Genomic DNA, 17,927 nt, shown 5'->3' with positions numbered 1-17,927 from the left:
AGACAAATGACTCGCTGGGGCGCATCCTGTTGTTTGATGAGCAACTCCACCCCCTTTTCGAAACGCGTTTTTCAGTGCGTCGACCACATGGTGGTTCACGGTGGGGACGCGGTCGCTGGCCTGATCGACCTGACGTCGAGCCGGATGGTGCGATTCGCCACGACGATCACGCGGAACCAGCACGACGCCGAAGACGCGGTGCAAACGGTGCTGGTGAAAGTCGCTGAACGACCACGCTTGATCCGCGATGCCGACCAGCCCTGGAATTACTTGCTGCGAATGGTCCGCAACGAATCGCTCCTGATCACGCGACGCAAATCTCGCTGGAGCTTGGTCGACAACCTGGCGGACCTGCTGACCGTTCGGCGAGTCGACGAACTGGAACAAGAAGAAACGATCCGAGAGGTTTGGCGAGCCCTTCGCAAATTGCCCACCGAACAGAGCGAAGTGATCGTGCTGAAGATCTGGGAACAAATGACGTTCCTTGAAATCGCCGACGTCCTGGAGATCACGCCCGGGACATCCGCCAGCCGGTACCGCTATGGAATGCAGAAGATGACGCAACTGCTGCGTGGCGACGTCGAATCGGAGGTGCCCACGCATGGCTGATCACAACTCGTTCCTCAACGCTGCAAAACACCTGGTAGCGAAACTCGTCAAGAGTTTCGGAATTTCAGTAGCGAAACTCGTCAAGAGTTTCGGAGATTCAGTAGCGAAACTCGTCAAGAGTTTCGGAGATTTGGTAGCGAAACCAATCAAGAGTTCCGGAAACGATCGCCGGGAACCGAAAGTCTTGACGACTTTCGCGACGCAAAAAACGCACGAAGCCGATCGAAAGCAACGCTGCACGGCATTGCCCGATCCACCTCTCAGTAACAACGGCTACGAATTGGACAATTGGCAACTTCAAAACGGTGAATCCATCGAAGACTTGATTCGCGATGCAGGCCGCTACGTTCGACCATCGTCGGAACTTCGCCCACGAGTCCTCGAGTCGGTTCGCCAACAAAACGATGCGAGACAAAAAACCGGCGGGGTGCTCGGAATGCTTGGTTTAGGGATGGCCGCCATGCTGTCTTTCGTTTGGGTCGGACAGTCAATTCAATCCATCCCACCGCTTCCGCGAATGAGCAGCGACGAGGTGGAACAAAAAGCCATGCTGCGATCATCGCTGACGAATCAATCACTGGACTGGGCGTTGATGGAAGTGATGGATGACCAACGCCCAACGAAACAGCCCCCACACAACGTCCACCCCAATCAAGAAGCGGGACGCCAACCATGAGCGAATCTGCCTTCTCACCGGAACACCTGACCACCGTCCCTCAAGCCGATGTTTTTCATGACGGGCTCGCCGCCGCGGTGATGGCCCGCGTCCCCATTCACTTGGGGACCGGCGGATCCGTGGGCGGCAAGCTGACATTGGAAAAAGTGGAGTTGCTGAAACGGCAACCCGCGGCGGAATGGCCGACACGATACCGGGCGGCACGAGAAGTGTTCGACCGCACTGGAAACATGCAGATCGTTCTGGATGGGCTGACCCACAACACACGTTCCGAACGAACGCTGTCGCGTTTGCTTTGGGGATCGTGCATCTACTTGATGACCTTGGCGGTGGTTGGGTACTTGGGTTTGGCATTCTTCACCCACTTCATTGGCCCCAGCGTCAACGCTCTGCGTGCCGACATGGAACTGGTTCCTTCCACTCCGCAGGCCCCTCGCTCCGATCCAATCATTGATTTTTTGCCGACGGTGCTCGTCGTCGCGCCGCTCGTCTTGCTGGGCACATGCCTGTTGATTTGGATCACCGGTGGCGTCTCACGATGGGCCCCCCGACTCGGTGGCTCCGCTTACATCCGTGACAACGCCTCTGCGGTTGCCATGCGATTGATCGCTGCGATGGCCAAAACGGGTGTCCCGGCCGAAGAAGCGGTGAATCTGAGCTGCAACTTGCTCGCCAGCAATCCAGCCGCTCGCAATCAGGTGCAAACCACGCTTCGTGGTCGAACGCTCAACGCATCGTCCGAAGCGACTCTGCTGGGACTGGGAACTCACTTCCGAACCAGCGCCGCCAACCGGATGAGCGTGTTGAAAGTCGCATTGCCAATCGCGCTGACTTGCTTGATCGGCGGGACCGGTGCATTGGCCTACAGCCTGGCGTTGTTCAATCCACTGGTGTCGCTCATCCATGATTTGTCGAAGCCCACTCGCGACCTTCCCGCTGGCAACCTGCCAACGACCTGGGCTCCGAAACCACCGATCGCCCCTCCATCCATCGCGGAACGACGCGCTGACCCCATAGCAACCCGACGCGCAAGCGAGAAATTCCAGCCAGGAGTGACCTCATGACAGCCACTCCTGACGATGAATTGATCCCAGAACTGGTTGCACCGGGAGCGCCTGGATTGCAATTCGTCCAACAACAGATCGAACAGTTGCTTTCGCGACGATCCATGATCGCGTTGCAACTGCATCAAGCCGCTCAGCAATCCGTCGGCCCTGTGGCCCAGCAAATGGAATTGATGAGCCGCTGGTTCGATCAACCAGTGACCGCGGACGACGTGCTGCATCACCCCGAAGCACTTGCGATCTGCCAACCGTTGCTGGTCGCTTCGAAGGAGCACGCCTCCGCCGAAGTTGCCAACGAGAAAACCCGACTCGAAGACGCTGTCAGACACTGGGAAAGCACGCTATCGAGTCGACCGACCCGAAACCGCCTGTGGATCATTCTCGTCTACCCGTTGGTTCTCGCCTTCGCAAGCATCGCAATTTTGATGGTCATCTGCGTGCTGCTGGTGCCATCCTTTGAAGAGATGATGGACGAGTTTGGCCTATCCCTGCCCTACTCCACTCAAACGGTTTTCGCCATTTCCCATTTCGCCCGCGACTATGGCTTGTGGCTCCTCGCCGCCTTGGTTGCAATCGTGCTGGTCTCGCAACTGGTTCGCTATCGGGCGCACCGTGTCGGGCAAGATCCACCGTGGGTCCGTTTGGGCCGCCGACTGTTCATGCCCGCCAGATTGGTCTGGGCCTCCTGGGCGGAGCATGTCGCGATGATGCTGGACACGGGACTGACTCGACGAGAGGCCTACCAAATCGCAGGTGAAAGCAGCCCATCCAGATGGATGTCCAACCTCAACGCAAGATGCGTTCAATCAATCAATGAAGGTCGAAATCCACTTGCAGGCCCAACGCACATCCATGGCAAACCATGCCATCTGATGATCCATGCCGTGCAAACCGAGACGATCCCGCAGCAAGCGGATTGCATGCGAGATGTCGCCGCGATCTATCGCGATCGTGAACGGCACCAACGCCGCGACATCCTGACCTGGGTGTCGCCACTGATCGTTTGCATGTTGGGGATGACCATCGGCTGGGTGATGGTCGCGCTCTTCATGCCCCTCGTCCAACTCATCAGTGGATTGACATGAGCACACCATCCTCCCAAACGCACAACACACCCGATGGCTTGCTGGCTCTTTCATCGATCCCGCAACGAGCTTTGGTTCGGACTCTGCTGGTCGCTCATCAAGAACGCACCAACCCATCAAAATGGGTGCATCTTCTCGCGGCCGAATTCGGCGGTCCGATTGGAATGCGCATGAACCACCTGGCCATGCTCTTGAAGGAGGGCACCCCCGTCGCGGATGCCCTGGAACAAACCCCAGACATCCTGGCCCCTTCTGGCCTGATGGCGATTCGATTGGCAAGCGAAACAGGAACCCTGAATGAAACCTACGAAGCCCTGATCTCCGACGAAGGACTGGAATCCGAGTCCGCTGATTCCAGTTGGCGGAACCCTCGCTCCGAATTCACGCGCGTGCTGATCGGCTTTGTCTTTGCTTGGTTCATCCTTACGTTTCTGATGATCTTCATCATGCCAACCTTCGAAAAGATGTTCGACGAGTTTGGCTTGGACCTGCCTCCGATCACTCGCTTGCTGATCTCGTTCAGCCACCGCGGCGGTGAGTTCTTCTTTTTTGGGATCGCGATTTTCGTGACGCTCTTTCTGGGGCGTCTGCTGTTTTTCGGCGAAAAACGCCCGCAACGATTCAATCCGTTTCGGTGGCACGAACGCTTTGTCCCACCGTCCGTGAACCTGTTGTCACTCTTGGCAATCGTGGTCGGCTCCGGTCGCCCCATCGCCTCGGGACTGGAAACCCTTTCGAAGTGTCACCACGTTCCCCAAACACGACGTCGACTCGCCGCGTCATGCGAACGAGTGGAACGAGGCGAAGATCCATGGACGACGCTGGCCAGTGAAAAGATCCTGACCACCCGAGAATCCCAAGCGTTGTCGGTGGCCGGCTCGAGCGACGTCCAAGCCTGGCTGCTGCAATGGTTGGCAGAATCGCGATTTGACAAGCGTTCGATTCGCCGCCACCTGCTGACGCGCGCGGTCTCCTTGGCCAGCCTGCTGCTGTTGGCTGGGGTCGTTGCCTGGGTTTGCATCGCGGTCTTCCTTGTTCTCACCAGCCTGATCGGAGCCCTCGCGTGATGAACCATCGCTCCACAAGCCGAATCATGCCATCGCGAAACGCCTTCACGATGATTGAATTGGTGGTCGCCGCCTCCATCATGATCGCGTTGATGTCAGTCGTCACCTCGTTGACGTTTCGCATCCATGGGGTCTGGCAAGACACCAACCAACACCGCCTCGCAACCTGGGCGGTGTCCAGCGAACTGGAACGCATCACTTCGCTTCCGAAAGAGGAAATCGCGACCACCCTCGACCAACTGCAGGCTTCTGCGGAACTCCAAAACATGTTGCCAGACCCCGCATGGTCAGGTGACTTCCTCGATGACGAACTCGGCCCGCGTGTCGCTCTGCGTTTGAACTGGAAACGCCGCCATCCAGGCACACCGCTCGAATTGGTTGGCTGGGTCCTGGACACAGACACCGAAGAGGAGACGTCACCATGAACCGCTCCCCCCAACGACACGCGCACTCCTTGGTTGAACTGATGATCGTGCTCTCAGTGCTTTCATCACTGATCACTGTTTCCATCGGCTGGATCCACCAATCCATGAAACTCTCCAAACAAATGCACTCCCGGCAAGCTCACCAAACCAACTTGACGCGTTTGACCCGCATGATTCGGGACGATGCCCGTGCCGCCACCGAAGCCTCCGTCGATGGCCAAACGCTGGCACTGCCTGCATTGAATGTCGTGTACCAAGTCAAAGGCCCGGTGATCCAGCGGACCGAACAAATCGACGCCAGCACCACGCGAACGGATGTCTTTGAACTGCAACCTGGTTCACGTGTCATTTGGAACGACACCGAACTTCCCAAAGCGATCACGTTGCAGATCAAACGTTCCAGCGGAACTCCCACCCCAAGTCGTCTGCCACAAACGAACGAACCCAATGCGACCAACTCCGACACGACCGATCGCAATGATCTGCACTTGAGAATGGAACTGAATCGGTACGCACGACTGGGAGTGAAGCCATGAAACAAAAATCCTCCCTTCACCCGCCCCTCGGAAGCGTCATGCAAACCACTTCCACTGTCCAGCCTCCCACCGGGAGGTTCGAGCGAAACAGATTCACTCACCACCCTCCGACCGGAAGGCTCGAGCAAAGCAACTCCACTCTCCAGCCTCCGACCGGAAGGCTCGAGCAAAGCAACTCCACTCTCCCGCCTCCTACCGGGAGGTTCGAGCGAAGCTCCCTTTTTCTTCACCCTCCCTCTGGGAGGGTCGAGCGAAGCGAGGGGAGGGCCGATCCTGAACACAGCTTTCACCCCCCGCACAAATCCCACACTCCACACGAACCACGCCAAGGCGCCGCCCTGATCTACGTGCTCGTGTGCCTGGGCATTTCGGTTTCGCTGGTCATGACCTCCCTGAAAAGCAGCCTGACTCACCGCCGCCAAACCAACCAACTGCTTCGCGTGGAACAAACCGATTGGCTGCTCGAAGCTGGATTGGTCCGAGCCCACCGGCAACTCCGCAACGACGACGCCTACACCGGAGAAACCTGGTCGGTCAGCGACGCGATTCGCGGTGATGAACCCGCCGAAATCGAAATCGAAGTGACGCCAGACGATGCGCCCGAGAATTCCCTGACCATTCGCGTGATCGCTCGATTGGGCCAGCAAAATCCCGAGAACCCACGTCGCATCCAGCGGTCCAACACCTGGCAAATCGCTTCCGAGCTTTAGCCGACCACGACACTCACTTGATCTCAATCCATTGCTCCCCCGACCTTTTCAACCGGCCCCACCTCGAACCCAGGAATCTACCATGGCAACGAAATCCCCTTCCTCGTCACGGCGTGCGTTCACGCTGGTCGAACTCTTGGTGGTGATCGCCATCATCGGCGTCTTGGTCGGTCTGCTGTTGCCGGCTGTCCAAGCCGCGCGGGAAGCGGCGCGGCGGATGAGCTGCTCCAACAACATCGCTCAGATCACCTTGGCCACTCACAACTATGAATTCTCGATGGAGCACTTGCCGCCGGGAACCACCAACCCGACCGGTCCTATCGTCAACACACCCAACGGCGAACACATCAGCTTCCTGGTTCGCTTGCTGCCTTACATCGAACAACAAGGTGCCGCCGACGACTTTGATTTGACCGCCAGCGTCTATGCCCCGGCCAATGCGAAAGTTCGCGCGTATCAAATCCCCGCCTTCCTGTGCCCTTCGTTTCCTTTTGGTACCAACGATGAAAACACGGCTGGCCTGGCCAACTACGCCGGCTGCCATCACGACGTCGAAGCCCCGATCGACGAAGACAACAACGGGCTGCTGTTTCTCAACAGTGAGGTTCGCTACAGCGACATTTACGACGGCAGCAGCCACACGATCCTGATTGGCGAAATGATCCCCACCGTCGAATCACTTGGTTGGGCGTCCGGGACACGAAGCTCGCTACGAAACACCGGTTCGCAAATTGGCGGCGGGATTCGAGCGTTGGGTGCCGCGGGCATGAACGAAAATCCCCCTGAGTTTGTCGGCGGCTTTGCCAGCGAACATCCCGGCGGCGGCAACTTTGGCTTCGCCGATGGCTCCGTCCGATTCCTGTCTCAGAACACCGACCCACAGATTTTCACCTACCTGGGTCACCGAGCCGACGGCGAATTTGTCGACGATGCGATGTGATCGGGCACTTCGATTGCCGCGTCCTCCCGTTGAACGTTGTCATCCAAAGGATCACCCACCCCTCTGGGTCGAGCAAACGATCATCACCCTCCCTCCGGGGAGAACGCACAGGTTGCTTCACCCTCCCTCCGGGAGGGTCGAGCGGAGCGAGGGGAGGGTCTCAGCACCGGGTCCAGCGCATCCTCTCGCCGCCACTTCACCTGTTTTTTAACAACCGATTCGCCCCCAAAAAGAACGACTTGCCAAAATCGCACTTGGCTAGTCATACTCGGGGGCTCGAAAATCTCATTTCCTTGACAAACCACTCCGGCACGTCTGATGTCCAAGAGCAAGAAAAAAGCAGAAACCATTTTCCTGGTCTGCGAAGAAACCGGACAGTACAACTACACTCTCCGCAAAAAGCCTGGTGGGGAAAAGCTTCGCTTGAAGAAGTACAACCCCAACCTGCGCAAGCACACCTGGCACGCTGAAAAGAAAAAGTAAGCTTCACAGCGCAGCCCCCCTTCAAGGACGACGGTCGATTTGAGTACCGATTCCAGCTCGATTTCCGATTCCAACCAGCTTGTTGATTCCGGGACGAAGCGGGAATGGCGGATCACTCCGCACGATGCTCCGTTGGTCGAACAACTGATTCGCACCACGGGACTGCCTCCGGTCGTCGCTCAGTTGCTCGTCAGTCGCGGCGTTTATTCGCAAGAAGACGCCGCCACGTTCTTGGACACCAAACTGACCAGCCTGCGTGACCCGCAGCTGCTGCCCGGCGTCCCTGCCGCCACGGAAAAAATCCTGGCGGCCGCAGAAGCCAAAACGCCGATCGTCATCTACGGCGATTACGACGCCGACGGCATGACCGGATCCGCGATCCTGGTCAATTGCCTGCGATTGCTCGGGGCCGAGGTCAGCTACCACGTGCCCAACCGGCTCGAGGAAGGTTACGGCCTGAACGAGGACTCGATCCGCAAACTGGCCGCTCGCGGCAAGCAAATGATCGTTTCGGTCGATTGCGGGATCGCCAGCCTGCAGTGCGCCAAACTCTGTCGCAAGCTCGGCGTCACGCTGATCATCACCGATCACCACCAAATCGGCGACGAACTGCCCGACGCCGACATCATCGTCCACCCGCGACTGCCCGGAACGGCTTACCCGTTTGGCGAACTTTGCGGCGCCGGCGTGGCCTTCAAACTCGCCTGGTCGCTATGCCAAGCCAAATGCGGGCAGAAAAAAGTCACACCGCCGATGAAGCGATTCCTGATGCAATCGCTGTCGCTGGCCGCCATCGGAACGATCGCCGACGTGGTCCCGCTGCTCGACGAAAATCGCGTGCTGGTCAATCACGGCCTGCGAGTCATGCAGACTGAACCGCTGCCGGGTTTGTGGGAACTGATGAAGCTGACCAAACTGGATCAGGCCAGCGAATTGACGACCGAAAACATCTCCTTCGGCCTGGCCCCCCGCCTCAACGCCGCCGGACGACTCGGCCAAGCCCAACTGGGAATCGAGCTGCTGACGATCGAAGCTGGCGACCGCGCCGTCGCACTGGCCCAGTACATCGACCAGCTCAACGGAACCCGAGACACGCTGCAGCGAAGCGTGCAACTGGCCGCGCAGAAACAAGCGAACACCGACTTTGACCCCGAAAAGGACCCCGCCTTGGTCCTGGCCGGAGTCGGCTGGCACACCGGAGTCATTGGAGTCGTCGCGGGTCGCTTGGCAGAGAAATACGCCAAACCCGTGATCATTCTCTCGCTCGACACCGCGGGCAAAGTCGACGCGACCGGGTCGGGACGCGTCGGCGGCACCGGCATCAATCTCTACGAAGCCCTGCGTGAATGCGACGACCGACTGGTTCGCTACGGCGGTCACCCAGCCGCCGGCGGGCTGACGATTCGCGAATCCGACATCGAAGCGTTCCGCGGCGACTTCTGCGAAGCCGTTTCGAAACAGTGGTCCGAGCAAGACCTGGCACCGGCGATCCAGATCGATGCGGAGGCTCCGCTCGGGCAACTGAACCTGCAAACGATGAAGCAGATCGAAACCATGGCTCCCTTTGGAGCTGGGAACCCACGCCCCGTTTTGATGGGCCGCGACATTCAGCTCAGCGAACCCGCCAAAAAGATGGGCAAAGGTGAAAACCACCTGTCCGTGCGTCTGAAACAGGGCGAACGCGTGATTCGCGGGGTCGCCTTCGGTGCCGCGGACTGGTGCGAACCGCTGAACCAGCACAACGGCCCGATCGAGATCGCTTACCGGCCCGTCATCAACGAGTTCAACGGCTATCGCAGTGTCGAAGTCCACCTGGTGGACTGGCGAAAACAAACCTGACACCGACGAGAATCGGCCCCGGTCCTCCATAGACCCCGCGTCATGGAATCGGCAAAACTTCCCCGTTTCACGTGCTGTTCTCTGCGTTGTGTTGCGGGTAAAGTACCGCCACTATGAATGATCTCTTTGAATTGAACGATGATGTCGCGGTCGTAATCGGCGGCACTGGCGAGCTCGGCGGCCACATGGCCCAGGCACTCGGATCGGCCGGAGCTCGCACGGCAGTCTTAGGACGCAACGCGGAACGCGGCGAGGCGAAAGTCAAAGCCATCACCTCAGGCGGCGGCGATGCCAAATTCTTCGCCGTCGACGGGATGCAAGCGGACTCCCTGGCCGAAGCTCGCGACGCGATCACGGCTTGGGCCGGGACGCCAACGATCCTGGTCAACGCCGCGGGCGGAAATCATCCCGACGCGACGATTCCACCAGGCGGCGATGTCTGCGGATTGCCTCGCGAAGCTTGGCAGCACGTGTTCGACCTGAACTTGGTTGGCGGAGCTTTGTTGCCCAGCCAAGTGTTCGCCCCCGCGATGATCGAAGCCGGCGTCGGCAGCATCATCAACATCGCGTCGATGTCGGGCATCATCCCGCTGTCTCGCGTCGTGGCCTACTCGGCCGCCAAAGCTGCGGTGATCAACCTGACCCTCTGGCTGGCTCGCGAATGGGCGACCACCGGCGTGCGAGTCAATGCGATCAGCCCCGGCTTCTTCCCCGCCGAACAAAACCGCAAACTGCTCTACAACGACGACGGCTCGTACACCGAACGTGGCGGCCAAATCATCGGGCACACCCCGATGGCTCGCTTTGGAAAACCCGAAGAACTCGCCGGTGCCGCCATCTGGCTGGCTTCGCGAAAAGCGTCCTCGTTTGTGACCGGGCAAAACATCGCCATCGACGGCGGATTTGCATCCGTCACGATCTGAACACCCATGCAGAAGTAAACGTGTGAACCAAGTCTTGTTCCCAGGCTCCTGCCTGGGAACACACTGCTTTCGGGGCTCTGTCTCCTGTTCCAACCCCGGCAGGCCCAGCCTGCGGTGCAGTGCATTCCCAGGCGGGAGCCTGGTGACCAGTGGTTCGAGCCCATTCCCGATTCCCCCTTCCCCATCCGCACTGTCCCATGATTGAACTACGTAGCGACGCCAAATACGCCATGGTCATTCCCACCAGCATGGGAATCCGTTTGACGCCAGTGGACCACCAACCATTCCACTGCAGCGACACGTTCAAGATGCAAGCCACCAGCGCTGAATCGAACGTCGGCAGCATCTCTTCATTCTTGGGTTTGCCGGTCAAAATCCTGACCGCATTTGTCAAAGACAGCCCCGTCGCCCGGTTCATCAAAGATGACTTGGCTGGCCGTCACATGGACTTCGAAGGTCCCGAATTCGTTCAAGACAACCCCTGGGGCGTGCGCCACCAAATCAACATGGCCGACAGCGGCTGGGGTTCGCGCGGACCTCGCGTCCAAAACGACCGCGCCGGTGAAGTCGGCTGCAAGCTGAACGTCAAAGACTTCGACCTCGATCGAATCTTCGGAACCGAAGGCGCCAAGATCGTTCACCTGTCTGGCTTGATCGCTGCACTCTCGGAAGAGACCAGCGAATTCTGCTTGGAAATCGCTCGTGCCGCCAAGAAGCACGGCTCGCGAATTTCGTTTGACCTGAACCACCGCGCTTCGTTCTGGAAAGGTCGCGAAGACCAACTGGCCGCTCAGTTCAAAGAGATCGCCAGCCTGTCCGACATCCTGATCGGCAACGAAGAAGACTTCCAACTTTGCCTGGGCGTCGAAGGCCCCGAAGCTGGCGGCAGTGACATCACCGCGAAGATCGATGGCTTCAAGGAAATGATCAACCGCGTCAAAAAGGAATACGCCGACACGACGCTGTTCGCGACCACCCTGCGTGAAGTCGAGAGCGCCAACCTGCATCACTGGGGCGCAATCGTTTCGCACGGCACCGAGTTCGCTGTCATCGAACCACGCGAAATCGGCGTGATCGATCGTATCGGCGGCGGTGACGGATTCGTCGGCGGCCTGCTCTACGGCGTGCTGCAAGGCTGGGACGCCGAGAAGAGCGCTCAGTTCGGCTGGGCGACCGGTGCTTTGACCGCAACGCTCTACACCGACTACGGCCAACCCGCCGACGAAGACCAAGTCTGGAGCATCTGGAAGGGCAACGCCCGCGTCCAACGCTGAGCTTCGCAGGACGTTTTTCAATCCTTTTGAAGCCTCGTCCTCACCGGGGAAAGAGCCCCACTTCCTTCACCCTCCCTCCGGGAGGGTCCAGCATCGGATCCAACGTGCAACCCGCCCCGGCAGGGGCCGGCATTGTTAGCTCGGGGTGGAAGCCCCGAGAACGTGGATGAAGATCAGGATGCCGCCCCGGCAGGGGCCGTCGTCGATGATGCGGCGGGAAGTGACCTGGTGAGTCGTTGCCGGATCAACAAACTGGACGACCTCGCTGGACGGACGGGCCCAACGAAGCGTTCAGCCACATTCGGGTGATGAGGCTCAACAGACAGCCTTCAATCGCCGATCACTCTTTCTCGGCCGTGGCCTCTTCAAAGGTCGTGTACTTCCACACGATCTTGGTGGGTGGATTCAATTCCATCGTGCCGATCCCCTTCGTCGCGAACTCACCATCAACCGTGTAGGTCCAGCCTCGCGTTGCGTTGGTGGCAACTCCCTCGATCGAATTGACGAATGCGGTGGTGCCCTCCCCACCGATCTCCATCTTGGGGGCGCTTAGATTACGCATCAAATCCTCCAACGTGGCCCCGGCAGCGACGTTGTCAACGACGTAGGACAGCGTCGTTTCGTCGTCGATCACAAAGTCGAACGCGACCTCGCCCGTGGGAGCGTAATCTTCGATCACGGGAGGCTCGACCGTCGCGGTGGATCCGCCGCACCCGGCGAGGCTCAATAGAACGGCCCCCCAGAGAACGCCGAACAGCGAACCGAAACGCCTGCGACTTGAGATCGCGAGCAAGTGTCCTGGTGCGTTGAGTGACTTCCGTGCCTGTTTTGAAAACACGATGTTTGCCTGTGAAACGTGGTGGCGAGAGGAACTCGCAAAATGGTTTTTCACAACTTACCGTGAAAACACCCCTTCAGTGAACCAAACTGGGCCGCGTTTCACGGGATTCTCGCGGTTTGATGAACCCAACCCCAGTAGTCGCAAATTGAGATTGCGACTATGGTAGGCGGAACGAAGAGGCTCGTCTCAAAACAGGATTTGCAACGAAATGACCATGTGCCGGGGAGTTCGCGGGGCCACCACCGTCGAGCAGGATGACCGCGAAGAAATTCTCAAAGCGACGACTCAGCTGCTGGCGCTCATGATCCGCCGCAACGAGATCGATTCCATTGACTTGGCCAGTGCGACGTTCACCGTCACCAAAGATTTGCACAGCGAGTTCCCCGCCCTCGCGGCACGCCAACTCGGGTGGCTCGAAGTTCCGTTGCTGTGCGGGTACGAAGTCTCCGTGGAAGGCTCACTGCCGCGTTGCATTCGCGTTCTGCTTCATTGGAACACGACCAAGTCCCAGTCCGAGATTCAACATGTCTACATTCGTGACGCGGTGAAACTGCGGCCGGACCTGTCGAAGGTTCCTGCAGTCGACGTCGAGGAATTGGAGCGATGGATCGCGGAACACCTCAAAGAGGACTGACCCCGTGAAATTGCAGTGGATCCCGTCCACCACCCTCAGCCTGTTGCGAATGGTCCAGTGGGTCAGTCGGCAACGCGAATTGAAAGATGCATCGCTGCAGAAAGCGATCCAGCCCGCGGTCCATTCCGTTTCGACCCGCTTGATCAACGCCTCGATCGACCCAGCGGTGATCTGGGAATACCTGATCGATGAAGTCATCGCGCAGGACAGCGATGTGGACCTGTCGCCCGCTCTGTGCGAAATCGCGTTGATTCGCGGCGGTCACTCCGACCTGCAGTCCGACCAAACGGCGATCGCAATCCACCGCAGCCTCGAAACCTGCCGGCGCGCCTTCACGACGCGTTCGCCGCGTTTGGCCGATCAACTGCGTCTCCGCTACGCTCCCCTCAAACAGGCCTACGAGTCCTACGGCCCGGGATTGATTCGCTCGGTCGGCAAAGCCATCTGGAACGGCAATCCACCAACCGATTGGTGGCCTTCTCGGGTCAGTGTGCATGCCGTGCAGCCGATCGCGAATGGCGCGGCGGGTGCCAGCACTCAACAAGCCAGCGTGTGGATCGAAGCCGTTCTGACCGACATGGATCCAGACGTCCCCGAGTGGCTGCGATTGGTTTACCAACTCAGCTGCATGGCAATCAGCTCGCACACACGCACGCACAACAGCAGCAGCGGAACACGGTCGAGCAGCGACACCGCCACCGGCGACACCAGCAGCGGATCATCGGAACTGCCATGGACGACTGCCATCGCACCGTTGATTTTGTCCAAGGCGGCCGACGCGGGAATGATCCCAAGCAATCGCTTTCCACTGACCAAAGCGTTGTCGATGTGGCATCCCGATCTTCCGCCGTCCCAGGCCCCTGTGGTCGAGCAATGGTGGAACGAGGTGGGGCTGACCAATCAACCGACGCCCATTGCCTTGAAACAACTTGCTGCCGCATTGTCCGCACACAACTCTTCCGATCCATCCACCAACTTTCACACGGCTTGAATTGATGGTCGCTTACCTCGCCATCCAAGGCGGCAACGAAAAGGGAACCCAATTCCCTTTGGATCCGGAACGCCCCATGCACATTGGGCGGGCTGCAGGTTGCGAAATCATGTTGACCGATCCCAACAGCAGTCGCTTTCATGCGGTTGTCTATTACGAAGATCACAACTGGCAACTCCGTGATACCGAGAGCCGCAACGGAACACTCGTCAACGGAAAAAAGGTCAGCACCGCTCGACTGAACAATGACACGCAAGTCGTCATCGGGAAAACGATCATGCAGATGATCAATCTGGACGAAGACTCGCTCAACGAAGACGCACTGTCACAAACCGTTTACGAAGAACTCGAGTCCTATCGAACCCGGCAACCTGATCGCGTTCGAGAACCAGGCCAACTGGTCGATCATCCCGACGACCTGCTGGACCTGTACCAGCTCAGCCTCTCGTTGCTGGGTGGCAAACGTGCGGATGAAGTCATCAACACGACGCTTGAATTGTTGCTCGATCGCACCGCGTCCGAAACCGTGACGTTCGTCGCCGACCAGGGCGATGGACGCTGGAAGATCCGCCGGCAATTCCCCAAGGATTCGCAACCGATCAAACTGGACCGAGGTCGCCTGCGTCATGTCAGCAACGAACAAAAACCCTACGTCAGCGACCATCCCAAGGACAACGGGAAATCGGGCAAAGACGCGTGCATGATGGTCCCGATTTTAGACGGCCAAACGTCACTCGGTGTCCTGGTTCTGCATCGCAGTGGAGCAGCTTACGACGAACGCTTGTTCGACTTGACGGTGGGAGCCGGCAGCCTGCTGACCAAAGGGATTGCCCAGTCCACGCTGACCGAAAACCTGCGACTGGAAAACCAACGCATCGCCGACCGCAACGCCGACCAAGGCGAATTGATCGGCAGCAGCAAATCCATGTTGCGACTCAAAGAACGGATCTCACGGGTCGGTGCCGCCAACGGTTCCGTGCTGATTCGAGGCGAAAGCGGCTCAGGCAAAGAACTGGTCGCGCGCGCCGTTCATCGGTCATCCACTCGAACCGATCGCCCCATGCTGACCGTCAACTGCGCCGCAATTCCTCGCGACCTACTGGAAAGCCAACTGTTCGGTCACAAGAAAGGCTCGTTCACGGGTGCCGACAACGATCACGATGGTTTGTTTCAACAAGCCAACGAGGGCACGCTGTTCCTCGACGAGATCGGCGAATTGAGCCTGGAAGGACAAGCCAAACTGTTGCGGATTTTGGAAGGTCACCCGTTCCTTCCCGTCGGAGCTACCAAGCAGGTCAGTGTCGACGTTCGCGTGATCGCGGCCACCAACCGAGACCTCACCGAGTTCGTCCGTGACGGCCGTTTTCGCGAAGACCTCTACTATCGACTCAGCGTGTTCGAACTCGCCGTGCCGCCGCTTCGCGAACGGGGCGAAGACATCGACATCTTGATCGATCACTTCCTGGATCACTTCCTTCGCCAACACGGTCGCCCCAAATTGTCACTCGGCGATGCCGCTCGCCAACGCATGCGAAGCTACGCTTGGCCGGGCAACGTTCGCCAACTCCGCAATGTGATCGACAGTGCGGTGGTGATGGCCGACGAACCCATGATTCAAGAGGATGACCTCGGTCTCCGTGACGCAGGACTGACGCAGATCGACACTCTGCGAATCGATGTCTGGGAAAAACGCTTGATCGAAAAAGCACTCAATCGATGCGACGGCAGTGTCCCCGAAGCGGCCAAGTTGCTCGGCATCAGCCGCGCGACCGCTTACCGCAAGATCACGGAATACGAGATCGAACGATGAGCGAACCATCGCCCTCCCATGACCCTGAGAAATCGAAAACCGCTGAAGAAGTGGTGTCCGACCACGAGCGGACTTCTGCTCAACGCAAACAACACCTTCACAACTTGGTCGTGATGGCGTTCGCCGACGGATCGCTCAGCCATCGCGAAGTTCACTTGGTCGCCCAGCGTTGCGAAGAACTCGGTTTGCATGAATCGGAACTCGAATCCGCTTTGGCGTTTGGCATCCGTGACAGTGCCAAACTGCAACTGCCCACCGAGCCCGATGTGTGTGAATCCACGCTGAAAGACTTGATCCGAATGATGGCCGCGGATGGCCAATTCGTCGAAGCCGAAAAACGACTGTTCGCTTTGGCAGCCGCCAAAATGGGGCTGACCGGGCAACGACTGCAAACCTTGATTCAATCCGTTCAGCTCGAACTGGGCCGCTCTCCGTGACAGATGCCTCCCCCTCACCCCGTCGTCGCATCTTGATCACGTCCGGACCGACTCGGCAGTACCTCGATCCGGTTCGCTACCTCACCAACGCGTCGAGCGGACGCATGGGCGCTGCCCTCGCCGGTGCCGCCCTCGCTCTCGGGCACGAAGTGGTCATGGTCTCAGGACCGGTCTTGGTGGACTATCCCGAGGGTGTCGAACTGATCAACGTGCTGACCACGCAAGAAATGCTGCAAGCCGCCGGCGAGGCTTTCAAAGACTGCGACGGTGCCATCGGTGCGGCCGCACCCTGTGATTACATGCCCCGACATGTCTCGACTCAAAAACTCTCCAAAACGGGCGAACCGCTTCAATTGGAATTGATCGAAACGCCCGACGTCATCGCCACCCTCGGCCAAAGCAAACGCGATGACCAATGGGTGGTCGGCTTCGCACTGGAAACCGATGATCGCCGCTTTCGAGCCACCGTCAAACTCGAACGCAAACTTTGCGATCTGATGGTCAGCAATGGCCCGGAAGCCATCAACTCCAGCGAAAATCAAGTCGAACTGCTGGATCCGTCTGGCAACGTGATCGAGCACATTCGCGGCACCAAAGAACATGTTGCCGAGCGACTCCTTCACCAAATTCATCACCGTCTGCTTTCTTCCTGATCCCTCATGACCACCATACAAACTGATCTGCAAACGAAACTCGGTCGCCTGACGCTCCCCAACCCAATCTTGGTGGCTTCAGGAACGTTCGGTTACGCGCGAGAAATGGAAGGCATCGTTGACCTGACTCGTCTCGGCGGGATCCTGCCCAAAACCATCACCGCCGAACCACGCATCGGCAACGCGCCTTGGCGAACCGTCGAAACCTCGGCCGGTTTGCTCAACGCGATCGGGCTCGACAACGATGGCGTGGACGCCTTCCTCGAACACCACCTCCCGTACCTGGCTGGTCTCGGAACGCCCATCATTGTCAGCGTTGCCGGGCGAACGGTCGAGGACTTCACCGAACTTGCTCGCCGGGTCGGTCAGTGCGATGGCGTCTCGGCAATTGAATTGAATCTGTCCTGCCCGAACGTCAGCGGCGGAATCGACTTTGGCACCAACGCCGAATCATGCCGCGAAGTCGTCGCCTCCGCCCGCAATGCCTGCGACGTGCCGATCCTGGCCAAGCTCACACCCAACGTGACTCGCATCGCTGACATCGCGCAAGGCGCAGCCGACGGAGGCGCCGATGCCGTTTGCCTGATCAACACCGTTCTCGGGATGGCAGTGGACTGGAAGAAACGTCGTCCGATCCTCGGCAACGGCATGGGCGGGCTCAGCGGCCCCGCGATCAAACCCATCGCGTTGCGGTGTGTGCATCAAGTCCGCCAAGCCGTCGACATTCCGATCATCGGAATCGGTGGCGTCGCCAACATTGACGACGTGATGCAGTTCCTTGTCACCGGAGCCTCCGCCGTGCAAATTGGCACCGCCAACTACTACGACCCCACGGTCTCCATGCGGCTGATCGACCAACTCCCCGCCGCCCTCACCGAACTCAACGCCACGAACCTCTCCCAAATCATCGGCACCCTCGCATAAAAGGTG

At 58.8% G+C, this 17,927-nt stretch carries 20 protein-coding genes; 19 read left to right on the top strand and 1 reads right to left on the bottom strand.

The features are described from left to right. Positions 1 to 36: 36 nt before the first annotated feature. From PSR62_RS06340 to PSR62_RS06280, 13 genes are all read left to right on the top strand, one after another. Positions 37 to 609, top strand: a complete 573-nt coding sequence (locus PSR62_RS06340) for an RNA polymerase sigma factor (protein ID WP_274406971.1) — start codon at positions 37 to 39, stop codon at positions 607 to 609. Between the two features lie 184 nt (positions 610 to 793). Further along, on the top strand, positions 794 to 1,285 hold the full coding sequence (locus PSR62_RS06335; protein WP_274406970.1) for a hypothetical protein: 492 nt from the start codon (positions 794 to 796) through the stop codon (positions 1,283 to 1,285). After that, complete coding sequence (locus PSR62_RS06330; protein ID WP_274406969.1) at positions 1,282 to 2,349, top strand: hypothetical protein; 1,068 nt, start codon at positions 1,282 to 1,284, stop codon at positions 2,347 to 2,349. The genes PSR62_RS06335 and PSR62_RS06330 overlap by 4 nt, the downstream gene beginning before the upstream one ends. Continuing rightward, complete coding sequence (locus tag PSR62_RS06325; protein WP_274406968.1) at positions 2,346 to 3,434, top strand: type II secretion system F family protein; 1,089 nt, start codon at positions 2,346 to 2,348, stop codon at positions 3,432 to 3,434. Before PSR62_RS06330 ends, PSR62_RS06325 begins: the two co-directional genes overlap by 4 nt. Further along, positions 3,431 to 4,501, top strand: a complete 1,071-nt coding sequence (locus PSR62_RS06320; protein ID WP_274406967.1) for a type II secretion system F family protein — start codon at positions 3,431 to 3,433, stop codon at positions 4,499 to 4,501. The genes PSR62_RS06325 and PSR62_RS06320 overlap by 4 nt, the downstream gene beginning before the upstream one ends. Further along, complete coding sequence (locus PSR62_RS06315; RefSeq protein WP_274406966.1) at positions 4,501 to 4,926, top strand: type IV pilus modification PilV family protein; 426 nt, start codon at positions 4,501 to 4,503, stop codon at positions 4,924 to 4,926. Before PSR62_RS06320 ends, PSR62_RS06315 begins: the two co-directional genes overlap by 1 nt. After that, on the top strand, positions 4,923 to 5,462 hold the full coding sequence (locus tag PSR62_RS06310) for a hypothetical protein (RefSeq protein ID WP_274406965.1): 540 nt from the start codon (positions 4,923 to 4,925) through the stop codon (positions 5,460 to 5,462). The genes PSR62_RS06315 and PSR62_RS06310 overlap by 4 nt, the downstream gene beginning before the upstream one ends. A 383-nt stretch (positions 5,463 to 5,845) precedes the next feature. After that, positions 5,846 to 6,172 (top strand): hypothetical protein, encoded by a 327-nt coding sequence (locus tag PSR62_RS06305; RefSeq protein ID WP_274406964.1) that lies wholly within the window; start codon positions 5,846 to 5,848, stop codon positions 6,170 to 6,172. An 82-nt stretch (positions 6,173 to 6,254) separates the two neighbouring features. Then, on the top strand, positions 6,255 to 7,112 hold the full coding sequence (locus PSR62_RS06300) for a DUF1559 domain-containing protein (protein WP_274406963.1): 858 nt from the start codon (positions 6,255 to 6,257) through the stop codon (positions 7,110 to 7,112). 318 nt (positions 7,113 to 7,430) lie between these two features. Then, positions 7,431 to 7,595, top strand: a complete 165-nt coding sequence (gene rpmG / locus PSR62_RS06295) for a 50S ribosomal protein L33 (RefSeq protein WP_007324504.1) — start codon at positions 7,431 to 7,433, stop codon at positions 7,593 to 7,595. A 39-nt stretch (positions 7,596 to 7,634) separates the two neighbouring features. Next, on the top strand, positions 7,635 to 9,434 hold the full coding sequence (gene recJ, locus PSR62_RS06290; protein WP_274406962.1) for a single-stranded-DNA-specific exonuclease RecJ: 1,800 nt from the start codon (positions 7,635 to 7,637) through the stop codon (positions 9,432 to 9,434). Between the two features lie 113 nt (positions 9,435 to 9,547). Further along, positions 9,548 to 10,357 carry a D-mannonate oxidoreductase gene (locus PSR62_RS06285; protein WP_274406961.1) on the top strand — a complete coding sequence of 270 codons (810 nt, stop codon included), beginning with the start codon at positions 9,548 to 9,550 and terminating at the stop codon, positions 10,355 to 10,357. A gap of 197 nt (positions 10,358 to 10,554) precedes the next feature. Continuing rightward, positions 10,555 to 11,631: a sugar kinase gene (locus PSR62_RS06280; RefSeq protein ID WP_274406960.1), complete on the top strand. Its 1,077-nt coding sequence runs from the start codon at positions 10,555 to 10,557 to the stop codon at positions 11,629 to 11,631. A gap of 340 nt (positions 11,632 to 11,971) precedes the next feature. Here PSR62_RS06280 and PSR62_RS06275 read toward each other — a convergent pair whose 3' ends face one another. Then, positions 11,972 to 12,469, bottom strand: coding sequence for a DUF4430 domain-containing protein (locus PSR62_RS06275; RefSeq protein WP_274406959.1), 498 nt, complete (start codon positions 12,467 to 12,469; stop codon positions 11,972 to 11,974). Between the two features lie 211 nt (positions 12,470 to 12,680). Here PSR62_RS06275 and aroH point away from each other — a divergent pair, with 211 nt between their 5' ends. The 6 genes from aroH to PSR62_RS06245 are packed head-to-tail and all read left to right on the top strand — an operon-like array spanning position 12,681 to position 17,921. Further along, positions 12,681 to 13,106: a chorismate mutase gene (aroH, locus tag PSR62_RS06270; protein ID WP_274406958.1), complete on the top strand. Its 426-nt coding sequence runs from the start codon at positions 12,681 to 12,683 to the stop codon at positions 13,104 to 13,106. 4 nt (positions 13,107 to 13,110) lie between these two features. Continuing rightward, entirely contained in the window at positions 13,111 to 14,097 is a 987-nt protein-coding gene (locus PSR62_RS06265; protein WP_274406957.1) for a hypothetical protein, read from the top strand. 4 nt (positions 14,098 to 14,101) lie between these two features. Continuing rightward, a complete protein-coding gene (locus tag PSR62_RS06260) occupies positions 14,102 to 15,907 on the top strand; it encodes a sigma 54-interacting transcriptional regulator (RefSeq protein ID WP_274406956.1) in 1,806 nt (601 codons plus the stop codon). Further along, the gene (locus PSR62_RS06255; protein WP_274406955.1) at positions 15,904 to 16,344 is read left to right on the top strand and encodes a tellurite resistance TerB family protein; all 441 of its coding nucleotides are present in this window, start codon (positions 15,904 to 15,906) and stop codon (positions 16,342 to 16,344) included. Before PSR62_RS06260 ends, PSR62_RS06255 begins: the two co-directional genes overlap by 4 nt. Then, positions 16,341 to 16,997 carry a phosphopantothenoylcysteine decarboxylase domain-containing protein gene (locus PSR62_RS06250; protein WP_274406954.1) on the top strand — a complete coding sequence of 219 codons (657 nt, stop codon included), beginning with the start codon at positions 16,341 to 16,343 and terminating at the stop codon, positions 16,995 to 16,997. Before PSR62_RS06255 ends, PSR62_RS06250 begins: the two co-directional genes overlap by 4 nt. Before the next feature lie 6 nt (positions 16,998 to 17,003). After that, complete coding sequence (locus PSR62_RS06245; protein WP_274406953.1) at positions 17,004 to 17,921, top strand: dihydroorotate dehydrogenase; 918 nt, start codon at positions 17,004 to 17,006, stop codon at positions 17,919 to 17,921. Positions 17,922 to 17,927: the final 6 nt, after the last annotated feature.

Origin of the sequence: Rhodopirellula sp. P2, from assembly GCF_028768465.1 — a bacterium.
Taxonomy (GTDB): Bacteria; Planctomycetota; Planctomycetia; order Pirellulales; family Pirellulaceae; genus Rhodopirellula.
The sequence above is the reverse complement of the archived record's forward strand: the minus strand, read 5'-3'. Positions and strand labels throughout refer to the sequence as shown.